At 55.8% G+C, this 19,116-nt stretch carries 16 protein-coding genes and 1 pseudogene; 8 read left to right on the forward strand and 9 right to left on the reverse strand.

Going from position 1 to position 19,116, the window contains the following annotated elements:
• The first annotated feature begins 361 nt into the window (after positions 1-361).
• Complete coding sequence (locus tag Q7C20_RS04665; protein ID WP_375065840.1) at positions 362-2,611, forward strand: CHASE2 domain-containing protein; 2,250 nt, start codon at positions 362-364, stop codon at positions 2,609-2,611.
• A 182-nt stretch (positions 2,612-2,793) separates the two neighbouring features.
• Here Q7C20_RS04665 and Q7C20_RS04670 read toward each other — a convergent pair whose 3' ends face one another.
• The 4 genes from Q7C20_RS04670 to glyQ form a co-directional block, all read right to left on the reverse strand.
• Positions 2,794-3,564, reverse strand: a complete 771-nt coding sequence (locus tag Q7C20_RS04670; RefSeq protein WP_348059837.1) for a lysophospholipid acyltransferase family protein — start codon at positions 3,562-3,564, stop codon at positions 2,794-2,796.
• An 82-nt stretch (positions 3,565-3,646) separates the two neighbouring features.
• Positions 3,647-4,183 (reverse strand): D-glycero-beta-D-manno-heptose 1,7-bisphosphate 7-phosphatase, encoded by a 537-nt coding sequence (gene gmhB, locus Q7C20_RS04675; protein ID WP_176159730.1) that lies wholly within the window; start codon positions 4,181-4,183, stop codon positions 3,647-3,649.
• A 2-nt stretch (positions 4,184-4,185) separates the two neighbouring features.
• Positions 4,186-6,240 carry a glycine--tRNA ligase subunit beta gene (gene glyS, locus Q7C20_RS04680; RefSeq protein ID WP_375065842.1) on the reverse strand — a complete coding sequence of 685 codons (2,055 nt, stop codon included), beginning with the start codon at positions 6,238-6,240 and terminating at the stop codon, positions 4,186-4,188.
• Complete coding sequence (gene glyQ / locus Q7C20_RS04685) at positions 6,237-7,190, reverse strand: glycine--tRNA ligase subunit alpha (RefSeq protein ID WP_003213601.1); 954 nt, start codon at positions 7,188-7,190, stop codon at positions 6,237-6,239. Before glyQ ends, glyS begins: the two co-directional genes overlap by 4 nt.
• Positions 7,191-7,271: 81 nt before the next feature.
• Between glyQ and Q7C20_RS04690 the strand changes: the two genes are divergently transcribed.
• Positions 7,272-7,829, forward strand: coding sequence for a DNA-3-methyladenine glycosylase I (locus Q7C20_RS04690; RefSeq protein ID WP_375065846.1), 558 nt, complete (start codon positions 7,272-7,274; stop codon positions 7,827-7,829).
• 40 nt (positions 7,830-7,869) lie between these two features.
• Positions 7,870-8,757 (forward strand): lysophospholipid acyltransferase, encoded by an 888-nt coding sequence (locus Q7C20_RS04695; protein WP_375065848.1) that lies wholly within the window; start codon positions 7,870-7,872, stop codon positions 8,755-8,757.
• Between the two features lie 136 nt (positions 8,758-8,893).
• Here the strand turns inward: Q7C20_RS04695 and Q7C20_RS04700 are convergent, their stop codons facing one another.
• From Q7C20_RS04700 to def, 5 genes are all read right to left on the reverse strand, one after another.
• Positions 8,894-9,205, reverse strand: coding sequence for a hypothetical protein (locus tag Q7C20_RS04700; RefSeq protein WP_375065850.1), 312 nt, complete (start codon positions 9,203-9,205; stop codon positions 8,894-8,896).
• A gap of 133 nt (positions 9,206-9,338) precedes the next feature.
• Positions 9,339-10,712 (reverse strand): Trk system potassium transporter TrkA, encoded by a 1,374-nt coding sequence (gene trkA, locus Q7C20_RS04705; RefSeq protein ID WP_348054742.1) that lies wholly within the window; start codon positions 10,710-10,712, stop codon positions 9,339-9,341.
• A 22-nt stretch (positions 10,713-10,734) separates the two neighbouring features.
• Positions 10,735-12,045 (reverse strand): 16S rRNA (cytosine(967)-C(5))-methyltransferase RsmB, encoded by a 1,311-nt coding sequence (gene rsmB, locus Q7C20_RS04710; RefSeq protein ID WP_375065853.1) that lies wholly within the window; start codon positions 12,043-12,045, stop codon positions 10,735-10,737.
• Positions 12,042-12,995, reverse strand: coding sequence for a methionyl-tRNA formyltransferase (gene fmt / locus Q7C20_RS04715; RefSeq protein ID WP_375065855.1), 954 nt, complete (start codon positions 12,993-12,995; stop codon positions 12,042-12,044). The genes rsmB and fmt overlap by 4 nt, the downstream gene beginning before the upstream one ends.
• A 69-nt stretch (positions 12,996-13,064) precedes the next feature.
• Entirely contained in the window at positions 13,065-13,571 is a 507-nt protein-coding gene (gene def, locus Q7C20_RS04720) for a peptide deformylase (protein WP_122249636.1), read from the reverse strand.
• Positions 13,572-13,706: 135 nt separating this feature from the next.
• On the opposite strand from def, the gene Q7C20_RS04725 reads away from it, so the two are divergent.
• The 5 genes and pseudogenes from Q7C20_RS04725 (at position 13,707) to Q7C20_RS04745 (ending at position 19,089) form a co-directional block, all read left to right on the forward strand.
• Positions 13,707-14,477 (forward strand): peptidoglycan-binding protein, encoded by a 771-nt coding sequence (locus Q7C20_RS04725; protein WP_375065857.1) that lies wholly within the window; start codon positions 13,707-13,709, stop codon positions 14,475-14,477.
• 63 nt (positions 14,478-14,540) lie between these two features.
• Positions 14,541-15,227, forward strand: a pseudogene (locus Q7C20_RS04730) (DNA-processing protein DprA); the annotation flags it as partial.
• A 44-nt stretch (positions 15,228-15,271) separates the two neighbouring features.
• Positions 15,272-16,942, forward strand: coding sequence for a recombinase family protein (locus Q7C20_RS04735; protein ID WP_375065859.1), 1,671 nt, complete (start codon positions 15,272-15,274; stop codon positions 16,940-16,942).
• Between the two features lie 475 nt (positions 16,943-17,417).
• The gene (locus tag Q7C20_RS04740) at positions 17,418-18,851 is read left to right on the forward strand and encodes a hypothetical protein (protein ID WP_375065861.1); all 1,434 of its coding nucleotides are present in this window, start codon (positions 17,418-17,420) and stop codon (positions 18,849-18,851) included.
• Positions 18,852-18,912: 61 nt separating this feature from the next.
• A complete protein-coding gene (locus Q7C20_RS04745; RefSeq protein WP_170855882.1) occupies positions 18,913-19,089 on the forward strand; it encodes a hypothetical protein in 177 nt (58 codons plus the stop codon).
• Positions 19,090-19,116: the final 27 nt, after the last annotated feature.

Here is a 19,116-nt window from a genome sequence, read left to right on the forward strand (position 1 = left end):
TAAAGCGGGCACATAGTGCGCAGATGCATGTCTATGAATCTGAACAATTGTGGTCAATTTCAGAGACTCGTAGATCTGTCGGTACGCTGATCGCAAAGCGCCCTAAACTCGTCGAAAGAGCTATGGGGAAAGATACCGACTCCCGCCCATAAGGAAAAGGATCGCTGCCGATTGCCCTGCAAGACCTGTAGGGTGAACATCTTCGCGAAACATTAGGAAAGTCTTCTCCTGTGACAGGAATGAGCTTCAATGGGTTCCAGCACATTGCACTCAACGGACAACACCAAGAGCGTACGCCGAGGCTTATGACACCACCCATCACTCACGATGAGCTTAACGGCGCCCCCGCAGCGGTAGGCTGGTGATGCTGTGGCGCAAGGCGGAAAAACGCCAACCCACTCGAGCTCAACTGCTGTTTCACGGTTTGGTTCGTGAGTGGCTGTGGATTGGCCTGATGCTGTTGCCGTTTACCGCCTATCTGTCCTTGAGCTCTGGCCTGGCCCTTAACAACGTTCTGTATGACAGCCTTCGTCGCCTCACACCGCTGCCGGTAGACCCGCGCATTTTGCTGGTGACGATCGACGATCAAAGCCTTAAACAGCTCGGCCAATGGCCATGGCCGCGTAGCCTGCACGCCGACCTGATTGATCGCATCAGCGCCGCTCAGCCTGCGGGCATACTGTTTGATGTGATCTTCAGCGAGCCCGGCGAAGCTACCGATGACACACGGCTGGCGGACGCTGTTTGCAATGCAGGCAATGTATTACTGCCGCTGGTGGCTGACAGCGCGATGTTGCCATTGCTCACGTGCGCTAAAGGGCTGGGGCATATCAATGTTGAAGCCGACAATGACGGTGTCGTGCGTAGCCTGTATCTGCGCGAGGGCCCACCCGGCAGCGCGCTCCCACAGTTGGCGTGGCTGGCCTATACCCTGAGCGGCGAAGCGTCGCCAATGCCGGGTCTGCCACAACCAGTGACCACACCCCACTGGCATCGAGAGCATGCGATTCGTGTTCCGTTCACCGCTCACAGCCATTTTCCCAGCGTCTCCTACGTCAGCGTGTTGCACGGCGAAGTGCCGCCCGAGAGCCTGCGTGGCCGCCTGATTCTGGTGGGTGCCACCGCCTATGGCATGGGCGATCGTTTTATCACACCGCTCACCTCCTCCGTCGGCTCCACCGCCGGTGTGGATATACAGGCCAACATTCTCAATGGCTTGCTGCAGGGACGCAGTGTCGTCGATCTGCCCGGCTGGCTCGCCGCCTTGATAGCGACTTCCCTCGTCGCGTCGCTGCTGGGTCTTTTGCTCTACCGACCGCGTTACGCGCTGTGGATGACCTTGGGTTGCATGGCTGCAGCGTTGCTCGGTTCATGGGTGCTGCTGCGCCTGGGCCATTGGTGGTCGCCCGCTGCGGGGTTGATCGGCTTGCTGCTCAGCTATCTGATCTGGAACTGGCGCCGCCTCAGCGTGATCGTGGCTTATTTTGGTTGGGAACTCGCGCGGCTGGACGACGAACCCAAAGTGCTGCCCGAACGCCGTCGCGCCCCCGCCAGCCAAGGCGATGTGTTGCAGGGCCGAATCTTTGCCCTGGAGCAGGCGGTCAGCCGTACCCGTGACACTCGGCGTTTTATGGCCGACGGCTTGGAATGCCTGCCGGTGGCAACCCTGATTACTGATCCCAGGGGCACCATTCTGCTGGCCAACCGCGTCGCCCGCGACGTGTTCGGCAATCATCTGGTCAGTGGCAATTTACTCGAACAACTTGCCGACCTGGGTTATCCACCGCTGCACAATGGCGTGCGCCCTGCCCTGTCGGCGATGGAACTCGTCGAGTTCCGGGACGTTCACCAGCGCAGCTTACGCATGGAGCTCGCTCCATTACTGCCCGCAGAAGGTGACGTCGCCCTTGGCTGGTTGCTGAGCCTGACCGACCTGAGCAAAGAGCGCGAAGCGCAGCAGCATCGCGAGACCATGCTGCGCTTTCTGTCCCACGACTTACGGGCGCCGCATTCGGCGATCCTCGCGCTGCTGGATGTGCACAACGGTGAATCGCCGATCTTTGGTCAAATCGAAAGGCAAGTGCGGCGCGCCCTGAACCTCACCGAGTCGTTCGTGCAATTGGCAAAAGCCGAAGCCGACGGTTACCACTTCCAGCCCACCCTGTTCGCCATGCTGGTGATGGATGCTTTCGATCAGGTTGCGGTGATCGCGCAACTCAAGAACATCCAATTGGTTCACGACCTGGATGAAGCGGATGAGGGAATGGTGTCAGCCGATCAATCGCTGCTCACCCGGGCGCTGTTCAACGTGTTGGAAAACGCCATCAAATACTCGCCGTCCGGTACTACCGTCACCTTGAGCCATGGCAGTGCGAGCGGTCTGTTGGAATGCCGTATCAGCGATCAGGGGCCGGGCATCGCACCAGCGGATCTGCCCGAGCTGTTCAATCAATACCGACGCTTCGATTCGGCTCATGGCAGCGAAGGCCTGGGCTTGGGCCTGACCATGGTCAAGGCAGTGGTAGAGCGCCATGGCGGACGTATTCAATGTGAGAGCGAACTGGGTAAAGGCTCTACCTTTAGCCTGCAACTGCCCCTGCTGGATGAGTGAAAAAACGTACATTTCTGCTGTGCATAAAAAACCGGTCACAAGGACCGGTTTTTTTATGCAAGAAAAACTTATGCACGTTTTTCGTAATTTTATGAGTTCAGGAAATATCTATGTAAATCAGATCTTTAAGAACCAAAAATAGCGATTCGCCAACAAACCGTGCACAGGTTATCCACAGATCCTCAGAGTGCCGGCGTATCCACCACAACGGGTACCGGCGGCAACGAACCCATGGCGCGTTGCTGCGCTTCATTCCACGCCGCGGCACGGTCGTTTAACGCCGCAATAGCGCGTGGCCCTTCGCCTTCTGCGTACATCGGCTCGCCAATCACTACGGTGATGGTACCTTCACGTTTAGCCCAGCCGGTCTTTGGCCAGAACCTGCCAGCGTTATGAGCGATCGGCAACACCGGCAGGTTGGCGTTGACCGCCAGCGCAGTGCCGCCGCGGGAGAACTTGCCCACCGTGCCAAACGGCACTCGGGTTCCTTCCGGAAAGATCAGCACCCAAACGCCGTCTTTAAGAAGCTCATCACCCTTCTTTGCGACGTGCTTGAGCGCAGCCTTGGGGTTGTCACGGTCGATGGCAATCGGCCGCAACATAGCCATGGCCCAGCCAAAGAACGGCACGTACAGCAATTCACGCTTAAGCACCTGGCTCAGGGGCGAGAAGTACGCGGAGAGAAAGAACGTCTCCCACGTGCTTTGGTGGTTCGACAGGATCACGCAGGGTGTTTGCGGGACGTTTTCAGCGCCCTTGACCTCGAAACGAATGCCCAAAAATACCTTGGTCAGCCACAACGCGCAGCGGCACCAGTAAACGTTGATGAAGCGATAGCGCGCCTTGAACGGCAGGAACGGCGCAATAAAAAAGCTCAGGGTGCACCAGAGAAACGAACTGGTGCCCAGCAGCAGGTAAAAGAAAAAGGTTCTGATGGCCTGCAAAATCGACATGGCAGCATTTACCGTTGCGGGACACGGCCCGCCTGCTAAAAGCGCACTCCCGAGCCATCCTTGTTCAGGAAGTCGAGGGCAGCTAGTTGTTAATAAGTTCTGCGGCAACCGCCGCCAGATCGTCAAAAATCAAAGTGCCTACCGGCAGGTCTTTCGCCTGGGTCTTTTCGCCTTTCCCGGTTTTAACCAAAACTGGCTGAGAGTCGACGGCTTTGGCCGCCTCCAGGTCACCGAGGCTGTCCCCGACGAACCATAGCCCAGCCAGGGGCACCTTGTAATGTTCTGCAATGGTTTTCAACATGCCCGGTTTGGGTTTGCGGCATTCGCAGCCCTCATCCGGTCCGTGGGGGCAGTACACCACCAGCCCCACCTCGCCGCCCTGCTCGGCCACCAACGTGCGCAAGCGCGCGTGCATGGCGTCCAGGGTAGCGATGTCGTAATAGCCACGGGCGATGCCGGACTGGTTGGTGGCGATGGCCACCGTCCAGCCGGCTTTGCTCAACTGCGCGATGGCCTCGATCGAGCCGGGCAGTGGAATCCACTCCGCCACCGACTTGATGTAAGCGTCGGAGTCGTAGTTGATCACCCCGTCCCGATCGAGAATCAGCAGTTTCACCATGGTCAGCTCAGCGTCGAAATGTCGGCGATATTGACGAACAAGCCGCGCAGACGCGCCAGCATGGCGTAGCGGTTTTTGCGCACACCTGCGTCTTCGGCATTGATCATTACGGCTTCAAAGAACGCATCCACCGGCTCACGCAAGCTGGCCAGACGCGCCAGCGCTTCCGCGTAGTTACGCTCGGCGATCAACGGTTTCACCGCGTTTTCTGCCTTGACGATGGCCGAGTTCAGCGAGAACTCCTTGGCATCGGCAAACAGGCTCGGGTCGACTTCGACAGTGCTGAGGTTGTCAGCCTTGCTCAGCAGGTTCGACACACGCTTGTTCACGGCGGCCAGCGCATCGGCTTCCGGCAGTTTGCGGAACGCTTGCACGGCTTGTACGCGTTGGTCGAAGTCCAGCGCCGAACCCGGTTGTAGGGCACGTACCGACAGGTAGACAGACACGTCCACGCCTTCGTCTTCATAGCGCGCACGCAGGCGGTCGAATACGAATTCCAGCACTTGTTCGGCCAGACCGGCTTGCTTGACCTTGCCACCAAACTGGCCGACGGCAAACACCACGGCCTGAGTCAGGTCGAGGTCGAGCTTTTTGTCGATCAGGATGCGCAGCACACCCAAGGCTGCACGGCGCAGGGCATACGGGTCTTTGCTGCCAGTTGGCAACATGCCGATACCGAAGATACCGACGAGGGTATCCAGCTTGTCAGCGATGGCCACGGCCGCACCGGTCAGGGTGCTTGGCAGCTCAGCGCCAGCACCGCGCGGCATGTACTGCTCGTTCAGCGCCAGGGCTACATCGTCCGGCTCGCCGTCATTGAGGGCGTAGTAGTAACCGGCAACACCTTGCATCTCCGGGAACTCACCGACCATTTCGGTGGACAGGTCGCACTTGGACAGCAGGCCAGCACGCGCGGCCCAGGCGGCATCACCGCCAATGCGCGGCGCGATGTAGGCGGCCAGCTTGGAAACACGCACGGCCTTGTCGTAGACGCTGCCGAGTTTTTCCTGGAACACCACGTTTTGCAGGCGCAGGTTGAAGTCTTCGAGCTTTTGCTTCTTGTCTTGCTTGAAGAAGAACTCGGCGTCAGTCAGGCGCGGGCGAACGACTTTCTCGTTACCGGCGATGATCTGCCGCGGGTCTTTGCTCTCGATGTTGGCCACGGTGATAAAGCGCGGCAGCAACTTGCCATCCACGTCCAGCAGGCAGAAATACTTCTGGTTGTCCTGCATGGTGGTGATCAGGGCTTCTTGCGGCACGTCGAGGAAACGTTCTTCGAACGAGCACACCAGCGGCACCGGCCATTCAACCAGTGCGGTCACTTCGTCGAGCAGGCTCGGCGGCACGATGGCGGTGCCTTCCTGCAGGCGAGCCAGCTCTTCGGTGCGCTTGCTGATCAGCTCCCGACGCTCGTTGGCGTCGGCCAGCACGTAGGCAGCGCGCAGGTCTGCGGCATAGTTGGCCGGCGAGGTAATGCGCACCGCCTGCGGATGGTGGAAGCGGTGACCACGGGAATCACGGCCAGCCTTTTGGGCGAGGATGGTGCAGTCGATGACCTGGTCACCGAGCAACATCACCAGCCACTGGGTTGGGCGGACGAATTCTTCCTTGCGTGCACCCCAGCGCATGCGCTTGGGAATCGGCAGGTCGTTCAGGGAATCTTCAACGATGGTCGGCAACAGGCTGGCGGTCGGCTTGCCGGTGATGACCTGGCTGAACCGCAGTTTCGGGCCGCTCTGGTCGATCTCGCTCAGCTCAACGCCACACTTCTTGGCAAAACCAAGGGCGGCTTGAGTCGGGTTGCCTTCGGCGTCGAAAGCCGCCTGGCGCGGCGGGCCGTCGAGGTTGATGCTGCGGTCCGGTTGCTGGGTTTCCAGCGCGGTCAGCAGCACCGCCAGGCGACGTGGCGCGGCGTAGACTTTCTTGGCTTCGAACTTCAGGCCGGCAGCTTGCAGGCCTTTTTCGATACCGGCCAGGAACGCGTCGGCCAGGGTGTTGAGTGCCTTGGGTGGCAGCTCTTCGGTGCCCAGTTCAACCAGGAAATCTTGAGCACTCATTGTGCAGCCTCCAGCTTAGCCAACACTTCATCACGCAAATCCGGGGTTGCCATCGGGAAGCCCAGCTTGGCGCGAGCCAACAGGTAGGCTTGGGCGACGGAACGCGCCAGGGTGCGTACACGCAGGATGTATTGCTGGCGCGCGGTTACCGAGATGGCACGGCGGGCGTCCAGCAGGTTGAAGGTATGAGAGGCCTTCAACACCATTTCATAGCTTGGCAACGGCAGCGGCTGGTCGAGTTCGATCAGGCGCTTGGCTTCGCTTTCGTAGAAGTCGAACAGCTCGAAGAGTTTTTCGACGTTGGCGTGTTCGAAGTTGTAAGTGGACTGCTCCACTTCGTTCTGGTGGAACACGTCGCCGTACGTCACTTTGCCGAACGGGCCGTCAGCCCATACCAGGTCATAGACCGAGTCCACGCCTTGCAGGTACATGGCCAGGCGCTCAAGGCCGTAGGTGATTTCGCCGGTCACCGGGTAGCACTCAATGCCGCCCGCTTGCTGGAAGTAAGTGAACTGCGTCACTTCCATGCCGTTCAGCCAGACTTCCCAGCCCAGGCCCCAGGCGCCCAGGGTTGGCGATTCCCAGTTGTCTTCAACGAAGCGGATGTCGTGCACCAACGGGTCGAGGCCGACATGCTTGAGCGAGCCCAGGTACAGCTCCTGGAAATTGTCCGGGTTGGGCTTCAATACCACCTGGAACTGGTAGTAGTGCTGCAGACGGTTCGGGTTTTCGCCGTAGCGGCCGTCAGTCGGGCGACGACTGGGCTGCACGTAAGCGGCGTTCCAGGTTTCCGGGCCGATGGCCCGCAGGAAGGTAGCGGTGTGGAAAGTGCCGGCGCCTACTTCCATATCGTAGGGCTGAAGTACCACACAACCTTGCTCGGCCCAGTACTGCTGGAGGGCGAGGATCAAGTCTTGGAAGGTACGCACGGCTGGCGTAGGCTGGCTCACGAAATTCACCTGTTACTTGGGCTGCGATTTAAAGAGCGGGAGTATACCCGATTCGGCCGCGCCACCATCCCCTGGAGCCTTATGCCACGCTGCTTTTGGTGTTCTGAAGATCCGCTGTACATGGCTTATCACGATCAAGAGTGGGGAACGCCGCTGCGCGATGCGCAGGGTCTGTTCGAGTTGCTTTTGCTCGAAGGGTTCCAGGCGGGCCTGTCCTGGATCACGGTTTTACGTAAACGCGAGCATTACCGGAAGGTGTTGTTCGGCTTTGATGCGCAGCGTTTGGCGCAACTGTGCGACGCCGAAATCGAAGCGCTGATGCTCGACCCGGGCATCGTGCGCAACCGTCTCAAGCTCAACGCCACCCGTCGCAACGCCGCCGCGTGGCTGGCGCTGGAGGACCCGGTGGGGTTGCTCTGGTCGTTTGTGGGCGGTGTGCCCAAGGTCAATCACTTCACAGACCGCAGCCAGGTTCCGGCGATTACCCCCGAGGCCGAAGCCATGAGCAAAGCCTTGAAAAAAGCCGGCTTCACCTTCGTCGGCCCGACCATTTGCTACGCGTTCATGCAGGCCTCTGGCATGGTCATGGACCACACTCAAGACTGCGACCGTTACGCGGACTTGGCCAACGCCGGTTAGAATGCCCGCTTTGCGCACCACACACGATCAGGAGTGACCTGTGGAAAAGTTTAAAGGCGCCTTGCTGGTAGGCGCTCTCCGGTTATTTGCCCTGCTGCCCTGGCGCGCCGTTCAGGCCGTGGGCACGGCGATCGGCTGGATCATGTGGAAAACCCCCAACCGCTCCCGCGAGACGGTGCGGATCAACCTCTCAAAATGCTTTCCGAACATGGACCCCACCGAGCGCGAAGCGTTAGTCGGTCGCAGCCTGATGGACATCGGCAAGTCCCTGACCGAAAGCGCCTGCGCCTGGATCTGGCCGGCCCAGCGCTCCATCGATCTGGTGCGCGAAGTCGAAGGCCTGGAAGTGCTGCACGCAGCCCTGGCCTCGGGCAAAGGCGTGGTGGGTATCACCAGCCACCTGGGTAACTGGGAAGTGTTGAACCACTTCTATTGCAGCCAGTGCAAACCGATCATTTTTTATCGCCCGCCCAAGCTCAAGGCCGTCGATGACTTGCTGCGCAAGCAACGCGTGCAACTGGGTAACCGCGTGGCGGCGTCGACCAAGGAAGGCATTCTGAGTGTGATCAAGGAAGTGCGCAAAGGCGGTCAGGTCGGCATTCCCGCCGACCCGGAGCCGGCCGAATCCGCCGGCATCTTTGTGCCGTTCTTCGCCACCCAGGCGCTGACCAGCAAGTTTGTGCCGAACATGCTCGCGGGCCACAAGGCCGTGGGCGTGTTCCTGCATGCCCTGCGGCTGCCGGACGGTTCGGGCTACAAAGTGATTCTGGAAGCGGCGCCGGAAGACATGTACAGCACCGACACTGCCACGTCCTGCGCGGCGATGAGCAAGGTGGTTGAGCGTTATGTCGGCGCCTACCCGAGCCAGTACATGTGGAGCATGAAGCGCTTCAAGAAACGCCCGCCGGGTGAGGCGCGCTGGTATTGATTTACGACTGACTTAAGGTCGATGCAAAACCAATGTGGGAGCGGGCTTGCTCGCGAATGCGGTGTATCAGATACACATCAGGTGACTGACACTACGCCTTCGCGAGCAAGCCCGCTCCCACATTTTTGATCTCCATTCACCCCTGGCGATCCAGTTTTTTCAGGAATACCGCCATCTCTTTTTCAGCCTGTTTGTCGCCATGGGCTTGGGCTGCCTCGATACCCTTTTCCCACGCCAACCGTGCTGCAGCGCTATCACCCAGACCTTGCTGCGCCTTGCCCAACAGCTTCCACGCCGCCGAATACTTAGGATCGAACTCGACGCACTTCCGCAGATGCTCCGCAGCCTTGGCGTTGTCCTTCAAGTCCAGATAACCCTTGCCCAAGCCAAACCGAAGCAGTGAGTTATCCACACCCTTGGCGAGCATTTTTTCCAGGGATTCGAGCATGGCTGTGTGTCCTTTAACTATCCGGGAATTTTAATATCGTCATCGCGGGCAAGCCCGCTCCCACAGGAAATCGCGTTCCAACTGTGGGAGCGGGCTTGCCCGCGATGACGGCAGCAGGCTCACCGAATGTTCATCAGAAAAAACTCAGCCCCACGTGGAACAATTTCTCCACATCGCGGATGTGTTTTTTATCCACAAGAAACAGAATCACATGGTCACCCGTGGCAATCATCGTGTCGTCGTGGGCGATGATCACCTCTTCGTCACGAATGATCGCGCCGATGGTGGTGCCCGGCGGCAAGCCGATATCGCGGATGGCCTTGCCGATCACCTTGCTCGACTTCGAGTCACCGTGGGCAATCGCCTCGATGGCCTCCGCCGCGCCCCTGCGCAAGGAGTGCACGCTGACGATATCGCCGCGTCGCACGTGGGCGAGCAAGGTGCCGATGGTCGCCAGTTGCGGGCTGATGGCGATGTCGATATCGCCGCCCTGAATCAAATCCACATACGCCGGGTTATTGATGATGGTCATCACCTTCTTCGCCCCCAGCCGCTTGGCCAGCAACGAGGACATAATGTTGGCTTCGTCATCGTTGGTCAGTGCCAAGAAGATGTCGGCGTCGGCGATATTTTCTTCCATCAACAGGTCGCGGTCCGAGGCGCTGCCCTGGAGTACGACGGTGCTGTCGAGCGTGTCGGAAAGATGTCGGCAGCGCGCCGGGTTCATCTCGATGATCTTCACTTGGTAGCGGCTTTCGATAGCCTCGGCCAAGCGCTCGCCGATCTGCCCACCGCCGGCAATCACGATGCGTTTGTACGTTTCATCCAGCCGGCGCATTTCGCTCATGACGGCGCGAATATTCGCTTTGGCGGCGATGAAAAACACTTCGTCGTCGGCCTCGATCACCGTGTCGCCCTGGGGCAAAATCGGTCGGTCGCGACGGAAAATAGCGGCCACGCGGGTTTCCACATTCGGCATGTGCTCGCGCAGCTGGCGCAGTTGCTGGCCCACCAATGGGCCGCCGTAGTAAGCCTTAACCGCCACCAGTTGCGCCTTGCCTCCGGCAAAGTCGATCACCTGCAAGGCACCGGGAATTTCGATCAGGCGCTTGATGTAGTGAGTGACGACCTGCTCCGGGCTGATCAGCACGTCCACCGGAATCGCATCGTTGTTGAAAAGTCCTGCACGGGTCAGGTAAGCCGCCTCACGCACTCGGGCGATTTTGGTCGGCGTGTGGAACAGGGTATGGGCGACCTGGCACGCGACCATGTTGGTCTCGTCGCTGTTGGTCACCGCCACCAGCATGTCGGCATCGTCGGCGCCAGCCTGGCGCAGCACCGTCGGAAACGACGCGCGGCCCTGTACCGTGCGGATGTCCAGGCGGTCGCCCAGGTTGCGCAGGCGCTCGCTGTCGGTGTCGACCACGGTGATGTCGTTGGCTTCGCTGGCCAAATGTTCGGCCAACGTGCCGCCGACCTGCCCTGCCCCAAGGATGATAATTTTCATCCGCTCACTCCCTTAAAACCGTTCAGCCGCGCGCGGCGGCGATCTTGATCAGTTTGGCGTAGTAGAAGCCATCGTGGCCGCCTTGCTGTGCAAGCAATTGGCGACCGTGGGGCTGCTTGATGCCGGCCGTTGTGGCCAGGTCCAGTTCGCGCGCGCCGCTGGTGCGGGCGAGGAACGTTTGAATGACCTCGGTGTTCTCGGTCGGCAACGTGGAGCAGGTGGCGTAGAGCAGGATGCCGCCGACTGCCAGGGTTGGCCACAGGGCATCGAGCAGCTCACCCTGCAGCACGGCGAGCGCGGCGATGTCGTCGGGTTGGCGAGTCAGCTTGATGTCCGGGTGACGGCGGATCACGCCGGTGGCCGAACACGGCGCATCCAGCAGAATGCGCTGGAACGGTTTGCCGTCCCACCAAGTGGCAGTGTCGCGACCATCGGCAGCGATCAGCTCGGCGCTCAGGCCCAGGCGTGCGAGGTTTTCCCGAACGCGCACCAGGCGCTTGGCTTCCAGGTCGACCGCGACTACACCCGCCAGGTCTTTTTCCACCTCGAGGATGTGACACGTCTTACCGCCCGGCGCACAGCAGGCGTCGAGCACGCGCTGGCCGGGAGCCAGGTCGAGCAGGTCGGCGGCCAGTTGCGCGGCTTCGTCCTGCACGCTGATCCAGCCTTCGGCAAAGCCCGGCAAGCTGCGCACATCGCTCGCGGCTTCCAGCACGATACCGTCGATGCTGTACACGCAGGGCGTGGCGTTGATGCCCGCATCGGCCAGCAATTGCAGGTAGACGTCACGGCTGTGATGGCGACGGTTCACCCGCAGGATCATCGGCGGGTGCGCATTGTTCGCCGCGCAAATCGCTTCCCATTGCTCAGGCCAGAAGGCTTTCAGGGATTTTTGCAGCCAGCGTGGGTGGGCGGTACGCACCACCGGGTCATGCTCCAGCTCGGTCAGCAGCGCTTCACTTTCACGTTGCGCGCGGCGCAGCACGGCGTTGAGCAAGGCCTTGGCCCAGGGTTTTTTCAGCTTTTCAGCGCAGCCGACCGTCTCGCCGATGGCGGCGTGAGCCGGCACGCGGGTGTAGAGCAACTGATAGAGCCCGACCAGCAGCAACGCTTCAACATCGGCGTCCGCCGCCTTGAACGGCTTTTGCAGCAGCTTGGCCGCCAGCGCCGACAGACGCGGCTGCCAGCGGGCGGTGCCGAAGGCCAGGTCTTGAGTGAAACCACGGTCGCGGTCTTCAACCTTATCCAACTGCGTAGGCAGCGAGCTGTTCAGCGAAGCCTTGCCGTTAAGTACAGCAGCGAGAGCCTTGGCGGCGGCCAAGCGCGGGTTCATTGAGCAACCGCCCCGAGAACCGTACCCAAGGCAAATTTCTCACGACGGCTGTTGAAAAAATCGCTGAAATTAAGCGCTTTGCCCCCGGGCAATTGCAGACGCGTCAGACACAGTGCCTGCTCACCGCAGGCGACCATCAGGCCGTCTTTGCTGGCGCCGATAATTTCACCGGGCGCGCCTTTGCCGTCAGCCAGGGTCACGGCCAATACTTTCAAGGCTTCGCCGTTGAGCGTGCTGTGGCAGATCGGCCACGGGTTGAACGCGCGTACCAGGCGCTCAAGCTCTATGGCCGGGCGGTTCCAGTCGATACGTGCTTCATCTTTATTCAGCTTGTGAGCGTAGGTGGCAAGGCTGTCATCTTGCACTTCGCCTTCCAGAGTGCCCGCAGCGAGGCCGGCAATGGCCTGGATCACAGCGGGCGGGCCGAGTTCGGCGAGGCGGTCGTGCAGGCTGCCGCCGGTGTCTTGGGCGGTGATCGGTGTGGTGACTTTCAGCAACATCGGGCCGGTGTCCAGACCCGCCTCCATGCGCATTACGGTCACGCCACTTTCGCTGTCGCCCGCTTCCACGGCGCGCTGGATCGGCGCCGCACCGCGCCAGCGCGGCAGCAGCGAGGCATGGCTGTTGATGCAACCGAGGCGCGGAATATCCAGCACCACTTGCGGCAGGATCAAGCCGTACGCGACCACGACCAGCAAGTCCGGCTTGAGCGCGGCCAGTTCGGCCTGGGCGTCGGCGTTGCGCAGGGTCGGCGGTTGCAGCACGGGAATGTTGTGCTCCAGCGCCAACTGCTTGACCGCGCTCGGCATCAGTTTTTGCCCGCGACCGGCCGGGCGATCCGGCTGGGTGTACACCGCAACGATGTCATAAGGGCTTAAGAGCAGCGCCTTAAGGTGTTCGGCGGCAAATTCGGGGGTGCCGGCAAAAACAATGCGCAGTGGCTCGGTCATGGGAGGTCTCGGTTAAAAACAGTCACAAAAGAAAAAGGCTTGCCGCAGCAAGCCTTTGGAAGGAGGGCATCAAGCTTGCTGGCGATGCTTTTTTTCCAGCTTCTTCTTGATCCGGTCGCGTTTAAGCGTGGACAGGTAATCAACAAACAGCTTGCCGTTGAGGTGGTCACATTCGTGCTGGATGCACACCGCCAGCAGGCCTTCGGCGACCAGTTCGTATGGCTTGCCGTCACGGTCAAGCGCCTTGATCTTCACGCGTACCGGGCGTTCGACGTTCTCGTAGAACTCCGGCACCGACAGGCAGCCTTCCTGGTATTCGCCCATCTCTTCGGTCAGCGGTTCGAACTCGGGGTTGATAAACACCCGGGGTTCGCTGCGATCTTCCGACAGGTCCATGACCACGACGCGCTGATGCACGTTGACCTGGGTCGCGGCGAGGCCGATGCCCGGGGCTTCATACATTGTTTCAAACATGTCATCGACCAACTGACGAACCTTGTCGTCCACTACGGCCACCGGTTTGGCGATCGTGCGCAGGCGCGAGTCGGGGAATTCGAGGATGTTCAAAATAGCCATAAGCGTAATTGCTGCACATGTGAGGTAGAGGCAAATCGGCGTTGGGATGGACCCACACAGCCGGTGTGAAACGAGCGAAAGCCGCGAAGGCTCTGGCATTTCACGCGAACGCACATAATAAAGGAGATTCACCCCATGAGGAAATCGCTACTCGTCTTGCTGTTATGGCCCACGTTCGCCATGGCCCTGCTGCCCCAGGCCGGGGAGCGTCTGAATCAAGCCACACAGCAAGCTATCCAACGTTTTTTACTGCACAACCGCATTCTTGATAACCCACAGGATCTAGACCGTGCGCCCTACATTGTTGCGGCCGAGATGGGGCGAGTGCTGGCGGCCCATGGCGACCGCGTGCATGCGCGGGGCAATCTGGACCCGTCCCAGCCCAGTTACGGCATATTCCGCCGAGGCAAAGCCTACACCGACCCTCAAACCCAGGAATTGCTGGGCATCAACGCCGATGACATTGGTACCGCGCGCTTTGTCATGGCCGGCGATATCACCACGCTGGCGGTGCTGCGGGTTACCCAGGAAGTGCGCCCCGGCGACCGTCTGCTGCGCGCCGACACGGCGGTCGAGCTTGCCAGCCCGCAAGCCCCGACGCGCCCTGTTGAGGGGCATATCATCGACATCCCCAAGGGCGTGGCCCACATCGGCGTTCTCGACGCCGTGACCCTGAATAAAGGCCGCCGCGATGGCCTGGTTGAAGGCCAATTGCTCAACGTGATCAAAACCGGCGCCTCCGTTCGAGACCCGTTTACCCATGCACCCACCAAACTCCCCGACGAACGCGCCGGCACCCTGCTGGTGTTCCGCACCTATGAAAAGCTCAGTTACGCCCTGGTGCTCAGCGCCTCACGCTCATTGGCAGTGATGGACCGTTTTGAGACTGCCAAACAAACGCAATAAGTAGCCTGCTAAATAAGTTACCAACAGAGTTATCCACAGCTTGTTGCGGTCAAGGACGATCAAATGTATCCGATAAACAGCAGTGAAATTTCGCCGTCAGAACTGGAAGCTCGACTACGCTTGCACAGGCTGCCGGAACTGGGTCCCAAGCGCTTTCGTGTATTGATAGACGCGTTCGGCTGCGCCTCAAAGGCGATCAGCGCCCCTGCAAGTGCCTGGCGCTCACTCGGGTTGCCCGCCATCAGTGCCGATGCCCGACGCAGCCCGCAAATCCGCGATGGCGCCAGCCAGGCTTTAGCGTGGTTGGAGCGTCCGGGCCAGCATTTGCTGATGTGGGACTCGCCTGACTACCCGGCCTTGCTTGCCCAGATCGATGACGCCCCGCCGTTATTATTCGTCGCCGGCGACCCAAAAATCCTGGAAAAACCGCAGTTGGCCATGGTCGGCAGTCGCCGCGCTTCGCGCCCTGGCATGGACACCGCCGCGGCCTTTTCCCGCAGCCTGGCAAGCGCCGGTTTTGTCATCACCAGTGGCCTCGCATTAGGCATAGATGGCGCGGCGCATCAGGCGGCACTGGACGTGGGCGGGCACACAATTGGCGTGCTTGGCACCGGGCTCGAAAACTTTTATCCACAGCGCCACCGCACGCTTGCAGCCGCGATGATTGCCCAGGGCAGCGCCGTGGTTTCCGAGTTCCCGCTGGACGCCGCCCCCCAGCCGAGCAACTTTCCTCGACGTAACCGAATCATGGTCAGGTGATATGATTTACCGAGTGACAATCAGACGGTTAAAAAATGACCAAAGCCTACGCATATATACGCTATTCCCGTGCTATCCAAGCCACCGGGGACAGCGAAAACCGCCAGTTGACCGCCCTAGAACTCTTTGAGACCGCCACAGGAACCAAAATCGTGGAAGTCGTATACGACAAAGGCAAATCCGCCTTTCGTGGCGACAATGCCCGGTCTGGCAATTTCAAAGAGATGTTGGACAGAATGCAAAGCGGCGCTATTCGCCGTGGTGATTACCTCGTGGTTGAGAGCATTGACCGTATCACCCGCCAACGTGTGCTTGACGGCGTTGAGCTTCTTCAAGGGATTTTAAAGAAAGGTATTAACATCTATACGACCGTGGATAAAAAGACATATTCGTATAATGACCCCAGTCGGGATTTTGAAAACCTCCTGATGATTAGCCTAATTGCGAAAAGGGCTAACGAAGAATCTGAAACAAAATCTGGTCGTTTGTTATCTGCTTGGAAAGCACGTAAAGCCAAAGCAGAGAATGGCGAAGTCATTATCAAAAAAGGCAAATCTATCCCATACGGTTTGCGTGTTGAAGAAGGTCAGTTCGTAATTCACAAAGAAGAACAAGAAGAAATAAAACAGCTTTTCGAACTTTTGCTTAAATTTGGCATTAACACAGCCATCACGAAGATTAACGAAACATCATTAAAAAAATGGAACAACGGCACACTCAACAAAATAATCAAGCATAAAACTGTTATTGGCTGTATGGCGACTCACCGTATCGAATACACCGATGATGGTAAAGCCAAAAAGATTTTAACCGGTTTTATCGAAAATTATTATCCTAACTTAATTGAGCCGGGGCTTTTCTATAAAGCCGTTGATGTAATGGCAAATCGCAAGCAGAAAAATTGGACTGGTAGAAGAACGGAACAAGATTTTAACATCTTTAAACATTGTATATTCTGCGCTGAGTGTGGTGGAAAACTTTACTACGACCATAGAGGAAGCAGATATAAGGGGAAAATCTACCCATTTTTTAAATGCGATAACGCCCGAGTTCAAAAGCACATTTGCACCGCCGACAATATCAGGTTTGAATATGTTTTAGGCTCGCTACTGGATAGTATAAAAATGATTAATAGGGTAGCCACTGAATTCAAACGAGACTTTAAAGGTATCTCTACCCAAGCAAGATATATCAATCCAAAAATCAACAGCCTGTTAAAAGCTGATGGTGAAAACAATAATTTGATTCTTGAAGAAAAGCAAAAGCAACTGATTTCAAGACGAACTAAACTCGACAACATGAACACTCAAATGGTTGAGGCTGATTACAACGTACCTACAAAATTCATTCAAGAAATTTCTAAAACTGAAAAAGAAATCGAAGCACTTAACAAAGAAATATTATTGATTCATAGTGCTTTCGCTGATGAGGGCACCATAGATGTACAAGATGCTAAAACCGTGACAGACCTATTTATGACAGACGAAGGTCGAGCAAAGTTAAATTATTTCTTCAAGACCAACGATATTATATTTCTTGTGAGTCATACGAAAGCTACAAGAGAAACGAGATTTTCTATGCGACGGAAAAACGAGTTAATTGACGAGAAAATTTGCAACAACTTCATAAAGTTTCCGCTGAAAGAAATTCTCGAGAGCTACGGGCTTAGCGACTTGCAAACCATGTTCAATCTTACCGTCAATTAGTAGCCCAGCCCGATTAAAACCAGAATTGGAAATTCTATTTTTAATCGGGCTTTCACTTTAAACAATATGTACTGCTAAAATGGTTGTGCGCTTTCAATATGGTAAGATTAATATAAACGTAGATATGTGATGTTGTGAGTAACTCGCTACACTTTCCACCACACTTTTGCTTCGCAAAAGATGAGGTTCCAAGTTCCACTCGTGCTTGTCAGCAGGACAGAAACCAAATCAAAAGCAAAGCAAGAGCGAAAACATCGCACGAACCTGATTAAAAAATATCGCAATGCTCATTATTTTTTCATCCGATTCTTAAAAGGCTTTACAAAAAAACATCGCTTAATCGCTCATGATTTTTTCTAAACCCAATCACAAAAAAAAGGGAAATATATAACAAAATTTTGGTAAAAAAATGACTACAAAAAAAACAACAACGATGATCTATAAACATCTAAACTTCAAGAATAATAGCAGTGGAATGTCCAAACTTTTTAAAAGTCTGGCGCACTCTTTGCGAATCTCTCCGACCGTAGAAAATAAAATATTGGCAACAAAGGTTTTGGAGTGGGACGAGGACCGCGCACATTTAAACTTGATTTATCACGCATCGCTTGGCAAGGCTCCAATTCCACTAAGCACGCTATCTGAAAAACAAAAAGCGAGCATTCAAGAAAGCTTCATTACTAATGTCGTTGATGAACAGACCTTAAAAGATGAAAGCTCTTCGCTACGTGACACATTAAGCAAGCGCAAAGCAAAGGTTAATAAGTGGCACAATTCAATAAAGGACGAGACCGACCCATTAAGAGTTTTCCTCGCGAAGATTCTAAATGAAAAAGCCATTTTCGATGTTGAAAACGAGATCGATGAGCTATCTCAATTCTCATTCGACCGAAAAAAACAGAAGACCGAAGCCGTCAGAAAATTCTTGGAGCTTCATAATATGGTCCTTGAAAATAAATCGGACCTGTCAAGAAACAAGATATTTGTTCAGGAAGCATTTTTTAAAATCCCCTCCCACAACAACGTCAAGATTTCAACAGCCGATTCAATATCTAATATCTATTCATTCTATAAAGAAAACTTCCCGGACTATCCAATAAAACTAATCGTCTTCCATGGTGACGAGATTGGAGACCACCCGCATATATTTACCGATGGGAAAAATAAACGTACTGGAAAATACGACCTCCTTACCGCTCAAAAAAACTTTGTGAACGATAATATTGAAACGCTAAAAGATGAATATCCGAACGCCACGGCATTAGATTTTTCCAAGCGTGAGTATTCAGCAAAAAAACTCCAAGCCCAATACTTCCAAAGTCTATTTTATGCTCACTCTAACAAAATGCTCGGCAACTACGATGTGGAAGCCAAGAAACTGGAAAAGACAAAAGAGAACAATGCCCGGATGGCTTTAATAGAGGCTGATGCTAAAAAGCCCAAAATTCAACGTGAGTATAGTTATTACAACGCCCAGCTAAAAGAACAGAATCAGGCGCTGTTGCAGGTAGATGCAGAGTTGATTCAAAGGAAGGAGTCGATAAAACTGATTACCGAATCATCCAGAGACCTACTAAAAATCAACAAAGATTTGGCAGTTGAAAATAAGGTATTACAGGAAACCAACAGGACATTAGAAACGAAAATCGCCAATTTATCAGAACGCTTTAACTTGATGGTCGAGCGTTTAAAAGACATTGCCAGTTCGGTCAGTGTTTTCGTCGTTGACCTAATGACAAAAAATAATGCTCAAAAATCGAGATATGATATAGAGGCTAAACAGAATGCCTTTCTTCAAGAGTTTGAAACTTATGAGCCTATCAATGACACTCTTGAAAAAATGGCTGAAACGGCACCGAATTATCAAATCAAGAATGAAGTGCTTGGGTTAAAAAAGTATAGCAATTGATACAATGTTAGTTAAGTCAATTATAGACTCAACAACCAAACAAAATGATGAGGAAATCAAAATGAAAAACAAAAATTCTAAACCAGCAATTACTGACCAGCCAAAAAAATCACGGGCAGAACTTTTTTTCGACAACATCGATACCGAGGAGAAACTCTTAAAATCATTCAGAAAGAAAAAATCTACAACACTTGATGGCTTGCCTGAACTTAACGCTATAAAAATCGGCAGGTCATAATATAATGTACGCATAAACAGAGCTTTT

Source organism: Pseudomonas sp. AMR01 (assembly GCF_041946035.1).
Taxonomy (GTDB): Bacteria; Pseudomonadota; Gammaproteobacteria; order Pseudomonadales; family Pseudomonadaceae; genus Aquipseudomonas; species Aquipseudomonas antarctica_B.

Bases quoted from the DNA above. Each gene is read 5' to 3' on its own strand.
- Q7C20_RS04670 (WP_348059837.1), bottom strand. From the start codon at position 3,564: ATGTCGATTTTGCAGGCCATCAGAACCTTTTTCTTTTACCTGCTGCTG.
- gmhB (WP_176159730.1), bottom strand. From the start codon at position 4,183: ATGGTGAAACTGCTGATTCTCGATCGGGACGGGGTGATCAACTACGAC.
- glyS (WP_375065842.1), bottom strand. From the start codon at position 6,240: ATGAGTGCTCAAGATTTCCTGGTTGAACTGGGCACCGAAGAGCTGCCA.
- Q7C20_RS04690 (WP_375065846.1), top strand. From the start codon at position 7,272: ATGCCACGCTGCTTTTGGTGTTCTGAAGATCCGCTGTACATGGCTTAT.
- Q7C20_RS04700 (WP_375065850.1), bottom strand. From the start codon at position 9,205: ATGCTCGAATCCCTGGAAAAAATGCTCGCCAAGGGTGTGGATAACTCA.
- trkA (WP_348054742.1), bottom strand. From the start codon at position 10,712: ATGAAAATTATCATCCTTGGGGCAGGGCAGGTCGGCGGCACGTTGGCC.
- rsmB (WP_375065853.1), bottom strand. From the start codon at position 12,045: ATGAACCCGCGCTTGGCCGCCGCCAAGGCTCTCGCTGCTGTACTTAAC.
- fmt (WP_375065855.1), bottom strand. From the start codon at position 12,995: ATGACCGAGCCACTGCGCATTGTTTTTGCCGGCACCCCCGAATTTGCC.
- def (WP_122249636.1), bottom strand. From the start codon at position 13,571: ATGGCTATTTTGAACATCCTCGAATTCCCCGACTCGCGCCTGCGCACG.
- Q7C20_RS04725 (WP_375065857.1), top strand. From the start codon at position 13,707: ATGAGGAAATCGCTACTCGTCTTGCTGTTATGGCCCACGTTCGCCATG.
- Q7C20_RS04735 (WP_375065859.1), top strand. From the start codon at position 15,272: ATGACCAAAGCCTACGCATATATACGCTATTCCCGTGCTATCCAAGCC.
- Q7C20_RS04740 (WP_375065861.1), top strand. From the start codon at position 17,418: ATGTCCAAACTTTTTAAAAGTCTGGCGCACTCTTTGCGAATCTCTCCG.
- Q7C20_RS04745 (WP_170855882.1), top strand. From the start codon at position 18,913: ATGAAAAACAAAAATTCTAAACCAGCAATTACTGACCAGCCAAAAAAA.